Source organism: Crocosphaera sp. XPORK-15E, from assembly GCF_034931425.1.
Classification (GTDB): Bacteria; Cyanobacteriota; Cyanobacteriia; order Cyanobacteriales; family Microcystaceae; genus UHCC-0190.
In genome coordinates, this window is the sequence record NZ_JAYGHQ010000005.1 from 140053 (window position 1) to 155549 (window position 15497).

General features: G+C 39.7%; 13 protein-coding genes and 1 tRNA gene. 10 read left to right on the top strand and 4 right to left on the bottom strand.

Going from position 1 to position 15497, the window contains the following annotated elements; all coding sequences use genetic code 11:
- Positions 1-752: 752 nt before the first annotated feature.
- Complete coding sequence (locus VB691_RS06075; protein WP_323290577.1) at positions 753-2180, top strand: PEP-CTERM sorting domain-containing protein; 1428 nt, start codon at positions 753-755, stop codon at positions 2178-2180.
- A 109-nt stretch (positions 2181-2289) separates the two neighbouring features.
- Here the strand turns inward: VB691_RS06075 and pyk are convergent, their stop codons facing one another.
- Positions 2290-4062 (bottom strand): pyruvate kinase, encoded by a 1773-nt coding sequence (gene pyk, locus VB691_RS06080; protein WP_323290578.1) that lies wholly within the window; start codon positions 4060-4062, stop codon positions 2290-2292.
- A 191-nt stretch (positions 4063-4253) separates the two neighbouring features.
- On the opposite strand from pyk, the gene VB691_RS06085 reads away from it, so the two are divergent.
- Entirely contained in the window at positions 4254-4955 is a 702-nt protein-coding gene (locus VB691_RS06085; RefSeq protein ID WP_323290579.1) for a metallophosphoesterase family protein, read from the top strand.
- Here the strand turns inward: VB691_RS06085 and VB691_RS06090 are convergent.
- Entirely contained in the window at positions 4952-7012 is a 2061-nt protein-coding gene (locus VB691_RS06090; RefSeq protein ID WP_323290580.1) for a thioredoxin domain-containing protein, read from the bottom strand. The two genes, VB691_RS06085 and VB691_RS06090, sit on opposite strands and share 4 nt — an antisense overlap.
- Positions 7013-7220: 208 nt before the next feature.
- Between VB691_RS06090 and VB691_RS06095 the strand changes: the two genes are divergently transcribed.
- The 3 genes from VB691_RS06095 to VB691_RS06105 all read left to right on the top strand — a co-directional run bounded on the left by VB691_RS06095 (position 7221) and on the right by VB691_RS06105 (position 9133).
- Complete coding sequence (locus tag VB691_RS06095) at positions 7221-7928, top strand: hypothetical protein (protein WP_323290581.1); 708 nt, start codon at positions 7221-7223, stop codon at positions 7926-7928.
- A gap of 139 nt (positions 7929-8067) precedes the next feature.
- Complete coding sequence (locus VB691_RS06100; RefSeq protein WP_323290582.1) at positions 8068-8304, top strand: DNA-directed RNA polymerase subunit omega; 237 nt, start codon at positions 8068-8070, stop codon at positions 8302-8304.
- Between the two features lie 94 nt (positions 8305-8398).
- On the top strand, positions 8399-9133 hold the full coding sequence (locus VB691_RS06105) for a GUN4 N-terminal ARM-like repeat domain-containing protein (RefSeq protein ID WP_323290583.1): 735 nt from the start codon (positions 8399-8401) through the stop codon (positions 9131-9133).
- Positions 9134-9173: 40 nt separating this feature from the next.
- Here VB691_RS06105 and VB691_RS06110 read toward each other — a convergent pair whose 3' ends face one another.
- Both VB691_RS06110 and carA read right to left on the bottom strand, forming a co-directional pair.
- Positions 9174-9665 (bottom strand): DUF1622 domain-containing protein, encoded by a 492-nt coding sequence (locus tag VB691_RS06110; RefSeq protein ID WP_323290584.1) that lies wholly within the window; start codon positions 9663-9665, stop codon positions 9174-9176.
- A gap of 22 nt (positions 9666-9687) precedes the next feature.
- Complete coding sequence (carA, locus tag VB691_RS06115; RefSeq protein WP_323290585.1) at positions 9688-10830, bottom strand: glutamine-hydrolyzing carbamoyl-phosphate synthase small subunit; 1143 nt, start codon at positions 10828-10830, stop codon at positions 9688-9690.
- Positions 10831-11024: 194 nt separating this feature from the next.
- Here carA and VB691_RS06120 point away from each other — a divergent pair, with 194 nt between their 5' ends.
- The 5 genes from VB691_RS06120 to VB691_RS06140 all read left to right on the top strand — a co-directional run bounded on the left by VB691_RS06120 (position 11025) and on the right by VB691_RS06140 (position 15392).
- On the top strand, positions 11025-12017 hold the full coding sequence (locus VB691_RS06120; RefSeq protein ID WP_323290586.1) for a transposase: 993 nt from the start codon (positions 11025-11027) through the stop codon (positions 12015-12017).
- A gap of 369 nt (positions 12018-12386) precedes the next feature.
- On the top strand, positions 12387-13274 hold the full coding sequence (locus VB691_RS06125) for a pentapeptide repeat-containing protein (protein ID WP_323290587.1): 888 nt from the start codon (positions 12387-12389) through the stop codon (positions 13272-13274).
- Between the two features lie 217 nt (positions 13275-13491).
- Positions 13492-13572, top strand: a tRNA-Leu gene (locus VB691_RS06130).
- A 172-nt stretch (positions 13573-13744) separates the two neighbouring features.
- Entirely contained in the window at positions 13745-14068 is a 324-nt protein-coding gene (locus VB691_RS06135; RefSeq protein ID WP_323290588.1) for a hypothetical protein, read from the top strand.
- A gap of 121 nt (positions 14069-14189) precedes the next feature.
- Positions 14190-15392 carry an SGNH/GDSL hydrolase family protein gene (locus VB691_RS06140; RefSeq protein WP_323290589.1) on the top strand — a complete coding sequence of 401 codons (1203 nt, stop codon included), beginning with the start codon at positions 14190-14192 and terminating at the stop codon, positions 15390-15392.
- Positions 15393-15497: the final 105 nt, after the last annotated feature.

Genomic DNA, 15497 nt, shown 5'->3' on the forward strand with positions numbered 1-15497 from the left:
CTTTCAACGGGACAGTTACCATTTCAAATTTCACAACTCTGTACGCATAATGTTTGGATTTGCATCCCTCCCTTGCGGGGTTAAGTTAGCTTCGCCAAAGTTTTAAGAGCTTTTTCGACTTGCAGCACTGTTTTAGTGACCTTAAAACTGTTTAACTGCAAATGACAGGGCAGGGAACTAGCTTCGCATTCCGGGGTGTCGTGACTCAAAAAACGTAGTCAGTTAAGACTTAGGCTGGTCAGAATGGCTTGTTAGATTTCTCTTTCAAGCCTCACCCCTTTAGGGCTGAGGTTCCTGACTCCATTCTACTTGAAGATGACTTCTAGCATTTTACCGAAAAGGGGAACCTCTGCCTATCTAAAATGAATCACCCAAGAACAAACTATCAAGGGCAAAGTAGGGGTGATTGTATTCTATCCGACACACTGAGGCACAAAAAAATTTCCCCTATGTGTTAATTGAAACTATTTTTATGGGAATCATAAAAATAGTTTCGCTTTTTAAGGCTTAAAACAAGATGCTCAACTCCCACAGCCAAGAAAGTAACATAACGATGGCTATTATAGTCAATCGCCAATAAACAACAATGTATTAAGAAATATTAACAAGGACAAAACTCTTGTCCGCCCACTTAGTTACCGTTAAACTTAAACAGAAAATGAAAACTTTGATCAGATTTGTCCAATTGTTTGTTTTAACCGCTAAATTGTAAACAGTTTAGACCCAGAATTTTTGTGTAAGGCCTAATACAAATGAAAAACTTTCTATCTTCTTCGATAATAATGGCAACCGCCAGTGCCAGTTTAGGGCTTACAATTTTGCCTCTGAAACCAGCACAAGCTGTGACCGTATCTTATGCAGCAACGGCTGATACTTTTATCGACTCCAACAACCCTAATACCAGCTATGGTACGTCTAGCAGCTTGGTTCTGGGGGAAGTCCTTCAAGCTCCCATGGAGCAGAATATACTATTGCGGTTTGATAATCTTATTCCAACAGCCCCTGGACAATATGCTATCAATGTCAAAGCCACTTTAACCATGCAAGCGATCCATAATCAGATCGATGTGGCCTTAGCGGGAGGCTTTGCTGTTCGTAATTCGATTCCGAATCCTACCCCTACTTACCTACAACCAATAATACCCTGGCAAGATACAACCAGTCCCACCTATAATATGGCTAATGACTGGATTGATACGGAAACACCACTATTTACCGGCCCGATCACACGCCTCAATAATGGATTAACGACTTTTCAGGGAGATGGGTTAAATAATTTAGTGCAACAGTGGTTAAATGGCAACATCAATAATGGATTAGCAATTGAAGCTTTAATCACTAGAATACCAGGTACTTTAGGTAATTTTGACGAATTTGCCAGTCGCAACCAGTTAACCCGTACCGTTCCTACCCTTAATATTACCTACGATCTCGTGCAAGTAATGCCTTTCCAGGTTGAAATACGAACTGGTGGCGGTGGCCAAGGCAAGCCCCCTGGTGACTGGGAAGTTGCCCTGCAAACTCCAGGCAGTAATACACCCCTACCAGGAACACAGATTTCTAATTTAGTCTGGCAGAATGGGGTCAATAAAAACTGGGAATTAGTTTGGGATCGTGTTAATAACGACTTAACATTCACCATTGGTGGCATCACAAAAAAATACACAGAATTCTCTGAACCCTTGGATGACTTTCTGCGAGGGTTACGGGTTTTAATCAAATCTGAAACGGATGAAACCGATAGCCGTTGTATCGTGGCACCAGGAACGGGTATAAATTTTCAAGTTAATCAATACAGACAACAAAACTCAGCTAATTTCACTACTCTGTCCACTCCCTGGACTGCCTCAGCTATTTCTCCCGATCCCAACACCTTTGACTTTTTGTTGGATAGAAGACTCAACGATCGTAACTTTGCTCTCAATAACTTACTCCGACCCATTGAAGCTTTTAAAGGCACTGTAGGCCTGTCCTGGGAGGATGAAAATTGTAATCCTCAGTTGGCCAATGGCAGAAGCCGTACAGAGGTAATTATTCAAGGGTTAGGTCGTCTCCGGTCTACTTCCGCAACCTTACCCACCAATGATGCTCAGTCCATTCCCGAACCAACATCGGCGATCGGGTTGTTAGGGTTAGGCATTTTGGGGCTACTCCGTCTCCGTCGATCGACTTCTAAGTAGTCGGACATAAACAAACGCGGCAACTTCAAATAATTAGTTGATTAAAAGACCTAAATTCTTTGTATTGAGGGGCGCTGCGGCCGCAGCGCCCGTACTACTTCTGACTTCATTAAGCGGCACCATGGTGACTGGCAATAATACCGGAATAAACCAATCCTTTTTGAGCATCTAGGGTAATAATTGCCCCTTCTCGCATCATTTTCGTGGCATCTTTAAAGCCAACAATCACGGGAACCCCTAAGCGTAACCCAATGACGGCCGCATGGCTGGTTAAACTGGCTTCTTCCGTAATAATGCCGGAAGCTTTCCGCATCATCTCCACAAACTCCGCATTGGTTCCAGGAACCACTAAAATGTCTCCGGGGTCAAAATCTCCTAATTCCCTGGCGTGATGGGCAACTCTCGCCCGTCCACTGGCTGAACCCTGACCAACCCCAACCCCTTTCCCTAAGATGGCTTTGACCATTTCTACCTTAATCAGATCTGTTGATCCTGCAATCCCTTGTAAGGTTCCGGCCGTCATGACAACTAAATCCCCATCTTTGAGTAAATCATTCTCTTGGGCTACATTAATCGCTGATTGAAAGGTTTGGGTTGCTGAGGGTAAATCAAGGACTAACAAGGGTTTAACCCCCCAAACTAATTGTAATTGTCGGGCTACATCTACATGGGGTGTCACGGCTAAAATCGGGATTTGGGGACGGAATTTTGAGACATTACGGGCCGTTGATCCGGTTTTGGTTAAGGACATGATCGCTGCTGCGTTGAGTTGTTCAGCAATTTGACTCACGGCCGCTGAAATGGCATTAGTGACAGACTGTTTACCTTGAGAGGAAATTTTTAAGGCCGTGGGTTCCCTTTCTATCCTTTCTGCAATAGTGGCCATGGTGGCCACCGATTCAATGGGATATTTACCCACGGCGGTTTCGTTGGATAACATCACCGCATCGGTTCCATCTAAAATGGCATTGGCCACATCAGAAACCTCTGCGCGGGTGGGCCGAGGATTACTGGCCATACTATCTAACATTTGTGTGGCCGTAATGACGGGAATGCCTAATTTATTCGCTGTGGCAATTAAACGTTTTTGTAAAATGGGGACATCTTCAGCCGGTAATTCTACCCCTAAATCTCCCCGTGCCACCATTACGCCATTACACAAAGAAAGAATTTCTTCCATTTCTTCGATCGCCTCATGTTTTTCAATCTTGGCGATGACGGGAACATTTTTCCCTGCACTAGCGATTAATTCTTTAATTTCTAAGATATCTTGGGGATTACGGACAAAACTCAAGGCAACCCAGTCTACTCCTTGATCTAAGCCAAACATCAAATCTTCTTTATCTTTGTCTGTTAGGGCTTTAACAGATAAATAAACTCCTGGAAAATTCACCCCTTTGCTATTAGATAGCACCCCACCGACAACCACCCGACAATGTAAGTCTTTTTTGTCATAATCAATGCGTTCGACAAGCATTTCTACTTTGCCATCATCCATGAGAATTCTCGCATTTTCTGGCACTTCATCGGCGAGATATTCATAAGTGACATAGCTAATATCTTGATTACATTCCACTACCCGACTGGTAAGAATGAAGGGATCACCAGGTTTAAGGGTAATTGCTCCGTTAACAAATTTTCCTAGACGAATTTTGGGCCCCTGTAAATCTTGAAGAATGCCCACGGGTTGATTTAATTCAAAGGCCGTTTGACGAATGAGACGAATACTATGTTGATGATACTCATGATCGCCATGGGAAAAATTAAGCCGAAGGGTAGTGGCCCCCGCTAGAATTAATTGACGTAGAACCTCTTTATTTTGGGTGGCAGGGCCAATGGTGGCAACAATTTTGGTTCGACGAAACATAGTACGGGGTTCCATGGCGATATTTAAAGATTAGGGGAATATCTATAATATAAGGTTATAAGGGGCGATCTATTTCCCTAGCCTCTCATGAATGCTTTCCCTCTGTCTCAAATCTCCGTATTTTTTTAGGGATCACTGTGCCTTAATCTTAAATTAATCTTTTTGGGGTGTAATAGAAACAAGAGAAACCCATTGAGGATTAAGCTATGCGAACCTTAGCAGTGGGGGATATTCACGGATGTTCTACGGCGTTTGATTGTCTTTTGGACGCGGTGCAGTTGCAACCGGAAGATAAATTGATTACTTTGGGCGACTATGTAGATAAAGGTCCCAACAGTAATGAAGTTTTAAACCGTTTACTAGAGCTTTATCAAAACCATCAATTAATTCCCCTCAAAGGTAATCATGAAATGGCCATGTTAGCGGCCCGTCAGGAAGGGAGATCACAGGATTTTTGGTTGGCGATCGGAGGAAAAGAAACGTTAGAATCCTATCATAAACAGGGTAATCTTCCTAGCCTAGCTCATATTCCTGATGAGCATTGGGATTTTATTGATCGCCATTGTTTAGACTGGTATGAAACGGATGATCATATCTTTGTTCATGCTAATCTTGATCCTGATCTTCCCCTAAAAAAACAGTCTGAACATGACTTATTTTGGCAGAAACTTTATCCCCGTGATCCTCATTATTCAGGGAAAACTGTTATTTGTGGTCATACCAGTCAAAAAGATGGGCAACCTGTTAATTTAGGGCATCAAATTTGTCTTGATACTTGGGCCTGTGGTGATGGGTGGTTAAGTTGTTTAGATGTAGATACAGGAAAGCTTTGGCAAACAAATCAAAAAGGGCAAGTTCGGACTACTTCTATTGATAAATTTTGCAATGTCCCTTCAATTATCAATTAACCCTGACTAATTTCTCTCATTTGTCTCAATAATTGATCTTTGGTTTTAGCAGGTTCTAAACATGATAATCCTTGACATACTAAACCAATCACATTATGGGGTAATTTCTCATCTAACCGATAAACTGTAGTTGGAAAATATTGAGGAATTACCTTTGCTAATATCTCCTGATTTGTCCTAACTAAACTACCAAAATAATACCAATCTAAAGCACTAAATAAACTCGGACAAGCGCGGGGAGATTGTGTTAGAATCTGAGCAAAGGCTTGTAATACTTGTTCAGCTTGATGGAGATAATCTAAATTATCAGTTAAGCGGGCCAAACGGACTAAATTACCTAAAGCAATGCCATTCGCTGAAGGAGTTGCATTATCAATATAACTCCTTTCTCTTACTAATAAATCTCCACTATTATCCGCCGCATTATTATAATAACCCCCCATTTCTACACTCCAAAATAATTCATCAAATTCCTCTTGTACTGCCATCGCTTTTTCTAACCATTTGGTTTCTTGAGGTATTGCTGATTGTAAATCTAACAAAGCTTTAATCAAAAAAGCATAGTCTTCTGACTGGGCCAATACTGATACTTTCCCCTCATAATTAAGCCGATATAATCGCCCATTTATCCACTGTTTATTAACAATAAATTCAGCCGCATTGGTCGCTAATTCCCAATATAAAGGTTCTTGAAAAACCCCATAGGCCCTGGCCAACCCAGAAATCATTAAACTATTCCAAGCCACAATCATTTTAGTATCTGTTACCGGAGGAATACGCCCTGGCCAATTATTTGTTTTTGCCGCTTGATTATTTCTCGCAGGTTCAAAGGTTTCTAAACTGTCTCTAGAACTTCCATACCGCTTCATAAATAACTTATCTAAAATACTTTCTATACTATCTGAAAGCTGTCCCCCCTGACGACGTTGTAAAACATTTTTACCTTCAAAATTTCCCTCTGGAGTAAAAGTAAATACTTCCGTTAATTCCTGTAATTCTGCGGGGGTTAATTCCTGTTCCAGTTGTTGATATTCCCAGACATAAAACGCCCCTTCTTCGGGTTCTTTTTCCTCAGCAGACGTAAAATTATCCGCATCTTGGGACGCATAAAAATAACCTTGAGGGGCCGTCATTTCCCGTTTTAACCATTCTACGGTACGATTAATCCCTCTTTGAAAGGCTGCTTCTTCTTGGCCACAACTCCACAAATTAGCCAAATATTCGACAATTTGCCCATTATCATAGAGCATTTTTTCAAAGTGAGGCACTGTCCAGGTACAGTCTACAGTATAACGATGAAATCCCCCACCCACATGATCAAAAATGCCCCCTAACGCCAAATCTTGCCCCCTTTGACTGCTTAATTCAATCCTTTGATTTTGATCGCCAAAAGGTAAACGGGTTCCTTGTAAGACCAAATTACTATAAGGAATCATCGGAAAACAAGGACGACCAAAATCATCCGAACTAACCTGAATTACCTGGGTATTGATATCAATGCCATGATAAAGCAGTTGGGGATCATTTAATTCTGTATTATTAATGGGAACAATAGCAGAGTTTTGTAAACCCTTGAGGATTTCTCTTTTAAACCCCTGAAGTTTTTCTTTTTCCGTATCATAAAAACGGCGAATTGATTGTAAAACTTGTAAAAAACCAGGCCGGCCATAACGGGGTTCAATGGGGAAATAAGTTCCCCCATAAAATGGCACTAAATCTTCTGGAGTTAGGAAAACATTGAGGGGCCAACCTCCTTGTATCCCCATCATTTGTACCGAACTCATGTAAATACTATCAAGATCTGGTCTTTCTTCCCGATCAACTTTGATGGGGAGAAAATTTTCATTAAGATAAGTGGCGATCGCCAAATCAGAAAAAGCTTCCCCTTCCATCACCGTACACCAGTGACAACTAGAATAACCAATAGAGAGAAAAATGGGCTTATTTTGGGCTTTTGCGCTTTCTAAGGCTTCTTTGTCCCAATACCACCAATCAATGGGGTTATCAGCGTGTTTCCGTAGGTAGAGACTTTGGGTATTGGCCAGACGATTCGGCATAATATAATGTTTGATGGGGTAAATTTAACAGTTTTTTGACTTTAATTCGGGGTCGGATAACAAAATATTGTGATAACCAGGAAGATAGAAGCCCTGACAATTTAGCGATCTTAGCAGATCCTTATCAAACTAATCCCTAATTGATCGAAATTTTTTTGACTCAAACCAGTATAATTTTTGATTGAATCAGCAAGTCATGGGGTAGATTATGGAATTGCAAAGAGAATTTTTTCCCAGTGTCCGCAAAACGATTATGCCTCGGCCCTATTTTGTCCAGGAAACGGATATTCTGGGGCAAAGTGGCACTGCTTGGGCGGTGGATGCCTCGGTTTATGGAGATAACTACTATATTAATCGAGAACAGGGTTTAGTGGAAATCTATGAAGGGGGCCCGGCCCTCAGTTTTTATCATCTCATTCCTCGTAGAAATAAATACGAAAAAGAAGGGCTTTATCTGCGGTTAAAATTAGCTTACCGAACCACTGAAAATGCTAACGTCAATATTCGTAATTTTTCAGGTAATCATGTTACTTTACCCAATAGTTTTTATGGGGATATGTATGATGATCCCAATACTTATTGGTGGGTAACAGATGATTTAACCATCAATATTAACTCGATTTTTTCTGGAGAAAAATTCTGGATTCAACGAGTTGATTGGGAATGGATGAGCAAAGAAGTCGTTTATGAAGATGAAATCCAGGACAAAAACACCCTATTAAATCGATCTTTTGAAGAAATAGAAAAGTTATATGCAGCTAAAGCCATTACTAACGATTCTGTGAAAAACTTCTTAATGGAACATATCAAAAAAGATGATAACTTTGCCAAACGTTGTCTATTGCTTTTACGTCAAGATCAGTTAATGGGTGAAGATCTCAATAAACTGTTTGAAGATAGTGGCATCGAATTATAAAGCATTCTGTGTAGAGGCAATTCATGAATTGTCTCTAACTTCGCCACTTAATGTGATCCTATCCTGCTCTTTAGGCTTTCTTTACACAGCCCTGGTATAGTGAAGGGGCAAGTGCGATCGCTTAGGGAGCAAAAAATCCATGGCCCGACATTTTTCTATCAATAGCACCGATATCGTATATCGGGCTGATAAATTGATGAGTGCTGCCTCAAATCGCTACCGAATTGTGGTACAAGTCTCGAAAAGAGCTAAACGCTGTCGTTATGAAGACAGAGATATGATGGATACTCCTATGATGAAACCCGTTCTCCGTGCTATTTTAGAGATGTCTGACGAATTTACAGAACCCGAAATTTTAGGGGGTGAGCTTAATTAATCAAGGTTTTCACTCCTGATCATGCCGCTTTTTGGGATAATATAAATAACGGAGAGTGGGGCATCATTCCCCTTAAGCGTCAACGGATGGTTTTATGACTGACCAGCAATCCGCTATACTCAATAATACAAACGATCAGCTTTCGTCATTGACGAATCAATGGGTTAATGGGTCAGTAAAAGACCAACTTCCGCTAATTCCCCAATTAATTGCTCTGGGTGAACCAGGTTTAGATTTTTTAATCACCTTTTTGCAATCTTCCGAGTTAAACAGACTCAATGTGGTTCGCGGGAAGATTTATCAAGGCCTTTATGAAGTTAAATCCCCTAAAACGCAAGAATTTATTCAAACCTATGGTTCCGAAGGCATTATACCTCTAAAATCTGAACGAAATGTTGATTATAGACCCCTCAATCAGTTATTAATAGAACAAAATTTTCAAGAAGCAGATACTTTGACCAGATATCTCCTTTGTGAGTTAGGGGGAGAAGGGGCCGTCCAACGTAAATGGGTTTATTTTACGGAAGTTGAACAGTTTCCCGTCACGGACTTATATACCATCAATTCTTTATGGTGGGTTTATTCAGAAGGCAAATTTGGCTTTTCTGTACAACGAAAATTATGGTTATCTGTGGGGAAAGATTTTAATAAATTGTGGCCAAAAATTGGCTGGAAAAAAGATAATAACTGGACTCAATTCCCAAATCAGTTTACCTGGGATTTAAGTGCGCCTGTGGGCCATTTGCCTCTCTTAAATCAACTGCGAGGCGTTAGAGTCGCAGCGGCCTTATTTGCTCATCCTGTTTGGACTGAAAATAATTGGGAATAATTTAACAAAAATTTGCCTAGGGGTCAACGGCCATAAAACCCTATTGACTTAAGCCTTGATTGTTAGTGGTTTGGGAATTATGCTGCAAATCAGGCTCTTTTTGTAAATTGGATGTCGAAATTGCTTGAGTCAGCAGATAATTGAGAATAGTTCGTACAGCAATAATAACAATAAGTCGGGCAATATCATCCCAACGACTAGAGATCATTGTTTTTAAAATACTGGCCCCGACTAAAAAACTTAACCCCAAAGAAAAAGAATAACCCATTGCTAAACGGCCACGTTGAAACCCTTCCGTTGTTTGGGGTTTAAATAGAAAATCTTTGAGGACAATAATTAATGCCCTCATTACACCAGAAAAAATGACAAATATTGCCAATAATTGACAAAAACTGGTTAAAATTTCATTGCCAACTCTGACAAATAAAGCAAGCTCTGAACTAATTAATTGGATGCTCATCTCTCTATAGTTTAGGGGAATAATTAAAGTTGTAGGGGTCAACGGCCGTTGACCCCTACTTTTATCTTTCACCTAGCAGTATTTCTTCTCAGAATTACGCTTTACTTTCTCGCATTAACTTAACAAACTTCTCAAATAAATAATCAGCATCATGAGGGCCAGGACTTGCTTCAGGATGATATTGAACTGAGAAGAAAGGTAGAGTTTTATGGGATAAACCAGCCACAGTTCCGTCATTCAAATTGAGATGAGTAATTTCTACATCAGCCTCTAAAGACTTTTCTGTGACAGCAAAACCGTGATTTTGACTGGTAATTTCTACCTGTTGACGTAACCCACAAGGTTGATTTAAGCCCCGATGACCAAACTTTAACTTAAAGGTTTCAGCCCCTAAAGATAGCCCTAAAATTTGGTGTCCCATACAGATTCCAAAAGTTGGTTTGCCCTCTTTAATTAAGGCTTTAGCCGTGCTAATTCCTTCCGTAACTGCCGCCGGATCACCAGGGCCATTTGATAAGAAAATCCCATCAGGATTATACTTTAAAATATCTTCAGGCGGTGTATTAGCAGGTACCACAATTACCCGACAACCATAACTCGTTAACCGTCGTAAAATATTGCGTTTAATGCCAAAATCAACGGCAACAACGGTTAAAGGAACTTCTGTCGAATCAAGATTTTTCGAGTTAAATTCCCAATGAGAATCTGTGGGAGTTGACCACTCATAAATCTCTTTGGTGGTAACTTCTTTAACCAAATTTAATCCAGCCATAGAAGGGGCTAATTGAACTTGACGCAACAATTCACCTGGATCTAAGATCTCTGTAGAAATCATGCCATTCATTGCCCCAGATGAGCGAATTTTGCGGGTTAAGGCCCTCGTATCTAAGCCATAAATTCCCACAATATTATGACGCACTAAATAATCAGGGAGAGATTCCGTAGACCGCCAATTACTGGGACGATAAGTAATATTGCGAGCAATTACCCCTTTCACCTGGGGCCCTGCTGACTCCTCATCTTCGGGGTTGACTCCCGTATTACCCAATTCAGGATAGGTAAATGTCACCATTTGACCACAATAACTGGGATCAGTTAAAACTTCCTGATATCCCGTCATTCCCGTATTAAATACTACTTCTCCTACGGTCGTTCCTTTTGCGCCAAAAGATAAACCCTCAAAAGATGTCCCGTCAGCTAACACTAATAAAGCGGGTGTTGCCTTTGCCATTACCATAATCGTTAAGTTTTTGATACTGAAAAGAGATAAAACCTCACGGGGAGCGATAGACTAGATCAGGCAACTAATTAATCCTGATGCTCTAGCCATCTGTTGAGACAGATCTACCCCTAGGTTACTGGGGATTATCTTATCAGATGCTTCTAGGGGTGTTAAGGTAGAGTCGAACTGCCAAAAAGGTAGGTATAACTATGAGTCCCAAGAAATTAACCGACGACGACAAGCAAGAAATTCTTAAGCTTTATCGTCAAACGCCAGAAACTACCTCTACCTTAGCTGACCGTTATGGGGTCAGTAGTTCTACTATTAGCCGCTTTCTCAAAAATACTCTCTCGGATATGGAGTATGAGGAATTAATTCAGAAAAAACGTTTGGCCCGTACCCATAAATCAGTATCGGTAGCAGAATTAGTATTAGAACTAGACCTAAAACCAGTACCAGTATTAGAACTAGACCTAAAACCAGAACCAGAACCAGAACCAGAACCAGAACCAGAACCAGTAAAAGTAACAGTAACAGTAACAGAAGACATCCCTCAACCAAAAGAAAAAGTAATAGAAGTCAAAGAGGCTAAAAAGTCCCCAATTCTCATTAAAAAAGAGTCTCCGGTAGCTGTAGCAGAAACCCCTCCCATTACCTCCCAGAAAGCCTCCTTTACTATCGAGAAACCTTCTATGAAGTTTTCAGTCGAAGAAGATGAGGATGAGGATGAGGATGACTTAGAAAACGTGGATGTTATCGCCCTCGGAGAAATGTTAGGGGAAGACATTGAGGATGAAGATGACGACTGGGATGAGGAAGATGACGATGACGATGATGATGAGTCTGACTATAATCAATCTTTCTCTGCAGATGGAGATGTTCAAGTCTTACCCTTATCAGAAGCCACTTTTCCGAGAACTTGCTATTTAGTGATCGATCGCATGGCGGAATTAATTGTGCGGCCGTTGAAAGAATTTGCTCATTTAGGCCAAATTCCTGCTGATGAACTGCAACAAAAAACCTTACCCGTGTTTGATAATCATCGGGTTGCTCGTCGGTTTTCTAACCGTTCTCAGCGCGTGATTAAGGTGCCTGATGGCAGTCTATTGTATAAAACTTGTTCTTATCTGCAAGCTAAAGGAATTACCCGTCTTCTGATGGATGGTCAGATTTACTCCCTAGCTAACCACTCAGAAAATTAACTGTCAGGATTTAATGATGATATTTTTTAACTCTAAAAAAATGAGACTTGCGTAATTTCTAGGAAATAAAATAGAGATTTTTTAAGAATCAGACTCCGATCCTCAAGATCGGATAAAATTTTTCATGGAATAATCTGAATGAAGTTAAAGAACAAATAAGTTTTTTAACAAAAGTCTGTGAATGGTATCATAATTATTCGCTTGTGGGTAATATGATAATAATCAAAAGATTTTGCTTATCTCAAGCAACCTTTAGCGGTAGGTCTTCAGCCCTAACACCTGGACATAATTTTGTCTAGATTGGCTTAAATATAATCTGGTTTGCCGCGATTAGTTCAGCCACTATTTTTGGGAGTATCTAACCCTAAGATGAATACTAGCCAACTACTTAGACTCTACGAACAAGGCATTCGAGACTTCCCTCAAATTGATCTCAGAGGAGTCGATTTGTCAAGAGTAATGCTGATCTCCGTAGATTTAACCGCAGCAAACTTGATGGGAATTAATCTAAGTCGCGGGTTTTTAACTAAATCGAATTTAAGCCATGCTAGTTTAAACTGGGCTGATTTAACTTATGCCAAAATGAGTCAAGCACAACTGATTGAAACCGATCTCACTAAAGCCAATTTGAGTGGGGCATTTATGGTTAAATCATCTTTAGTAAGGGCCAAAATGAGTGGGGCTAATTTATCCCATACTAATCTCCGCTCTGCTGATTTATCCTATGCTAATTGTTGTGGAGCAAATCTCGAACGCATTAACCTCCGAGAAGCCAATTTAAGAGGGGTTAATTTTACTTGGGCTAATCTGAAAGAAGCTCGTTTAAGTGGGGCTAATTTACAAGAAGTTTCCTTTTTTGGAGCTAATTTAAGTCGTAGTTTTCTCAAAGATGTAGATTTAAGTCATGCTGATTTAGAATGGGTAAATTTGAGTGAAGCGCGAATAGGATATAGTAATTTAGAAGCAGCAAATTTAAAAGGGGCCAATCTTCAAGGGGCCCGGTTACGTTATGCTAATTTACGGAATGCCAACCTATTAGGCGCAAATTTAGCTGATGCGGATTTAGAAGGGACAGATTTAACGGGCGCAATCTTAGAAAAAGCTAATTTACAGAACACGAATTTTGGTCAAACCAATGGAATCACAACTTATTTAGAAACCAAGGCCGAAAAATCCGCTTTAGCTACCTCAAATCTTGAAAATTCTCAGAATTATGAGACTTCTTTTTCTTTTTTCCAGCGAGAATTTGCTGTTTAAAATAATAAACTTTGGTAAGCTAGAGGGCGCAAGCATTGCGCCCCTACAAGTGGACAAATTGGGACGTAGGGGCCTATGGCATACGCCCTCCCTCTCTTTGATAACTAATGGTTTCGCATAATATGTCCTGAAGAACCAGATTTATTGGTTTTCCCGTTAGCTTCAAAAATCTTGCCCAAATCAATTAACTTGTGCTATGATTATAAACTGGACATAAGCGGACGTGGCGGAATTGGTAGACGCGCTAGATTTAGGTTCTAGTGTCTTTGGCGTGAGAGTTCGAGTCTCTCCGTCCGCATTAATCAGCAGAGGGGGCAGAGGAGGCAGAGGGGGCAGAGGAGGCAGAGGAGGCAGAGGAGGCAGAGGGGGCAGAGGGGGCAGAGGGGGCAGAGGGGGCAGAGGGGGCAGAGGGGGCAGAGGGGGCAGAGGAAGATTAACGTTAAAATTCACTCTTAATAGGAGTTTAAATCATGAGTCAAACCCCCATAACAATCACTTACTCGTTAGAAGAAATTTTAAAACAGATTAACGGTAAGTTAGAAAAGATTGATGATAGGTTTGATGAACTTCAAAAAGATGTTAATAAATTTAGAACCGAGACTAAAACCGACATTGAATCCTTAAAAGGAGAAATAAAAACCCTTGAGGTTGAAGTTAAAGGATTTAAAGAAGATATTAAAGAATTAAAGGGTTCAACCAAGGCACAAATTTGGACACTAATCGGTATTTTGGTAACAGTAATTGGGGGATTTTTAGTGGCTGTAGCTCGATTTGTTGTCTCAGGAAACCCTTAAAGCTTTACTATACATTTTTTCAAAGAACTATTTACTTTGGAACATCCTGTTCATTAACTCGGTCAATAAGTAATATATAGCGACTTAGTATAGATTTATAATAAAAATATAGACAATCTTTATGCCGCAACTTAAACAAATTGGAATTAATTTACTTGTTGGATTAGGTGGGATTATTTTTGCTTTGGGAATTGGGGAAATTGGGTTAAGAATTGTCGGTATTTCTTATCCAAGTTTTTATCAAGCGGATGCAAATCGAGGTCATGCTTTAATTCCAGGAATATCAGGATGGTGGACTCATGAAGGGAAAGGATGGGTTTCTGTTAGTAAACAGGGATTAAGAGACAAAGATTATACTTTAGAAAAACCACAAAATACTTTTAGAATTGCTGTTTTAGGAGATTCTTTTGCGGAAGCAATTCAAGTTAATGCTGAGGATACTTTTTGGTCATTTATTGAAAATAAATTGCCTCAATGTCAAGCATTTAAGGGAGAAAAAATTGAGGTTATTAATTTTGGAGTGGGTGATTATGGAACAGCACAAGAATTAATGACACTCAAAAATAATGTGGTTAAATATTCCCCTGATTTAGTAATTTTAGCTGTGTTTACGGGTAATGATATTATTAATAATTCAAAAGTTTTAAGTCCACCGGATCGCTTTAGTCCATTTTTAATTAAAAAAGACGGAAAATATGTTCTTGATACATCTTTTAAGGAAACAGAAACCTATCAATGGCGTAATAGTTGGCCGAGACGATTGATTTTTTCTATCGTTAATAATTCTCGTATTCTTCAGGTGATTAATGAAGCAAGAGTTGCCATGAAAAATCAGCGTACTATGTTAGGAAATGAGGGAAAAATTGAGAATAAGTATATTGTGAACTATCTTGATTTTACTCCTGAACTTTATCTTAACTCTGACAAAAATTGGCAAGATGCTTGGGACATTACAGAGGAACTAATTACCTTAATTAGAGATGAAACAAAAGCCCTTAATTCTGATTTTTTAGTGGTAACATTAAGTAACCCTGCTCAAGTTTATCCTGATCCATCTTTACGAGAAAAATATTTTAATCAAGCACAGATTAAGAATGAATTTTATCCTGATCAACGCATTGCTAAGTTAGGAGAAAAAGAACAATTTAATGTGTTAACATTAGCTCCTTTATTGCAAGATTATGCTGACAAAAATAAACAATTTTTACATGGTTTTGATAATACGGTTATGGGTAGCGGACATTGGAACAAATTAGGACATCAATTAGCAGGTAAATTGATTACCGAAAAGGTTTGTTCTCAACAAGAAATCAACAAAAATTGAAGTATTTCTCAGAGCTTGAAGCAACACCAAAAAGCTAAAAAAATCCGATTTTCAAGCAGTTAAACCCTAATTATTTCGTTGAAATTTAGGCAAAAAATCGGATTT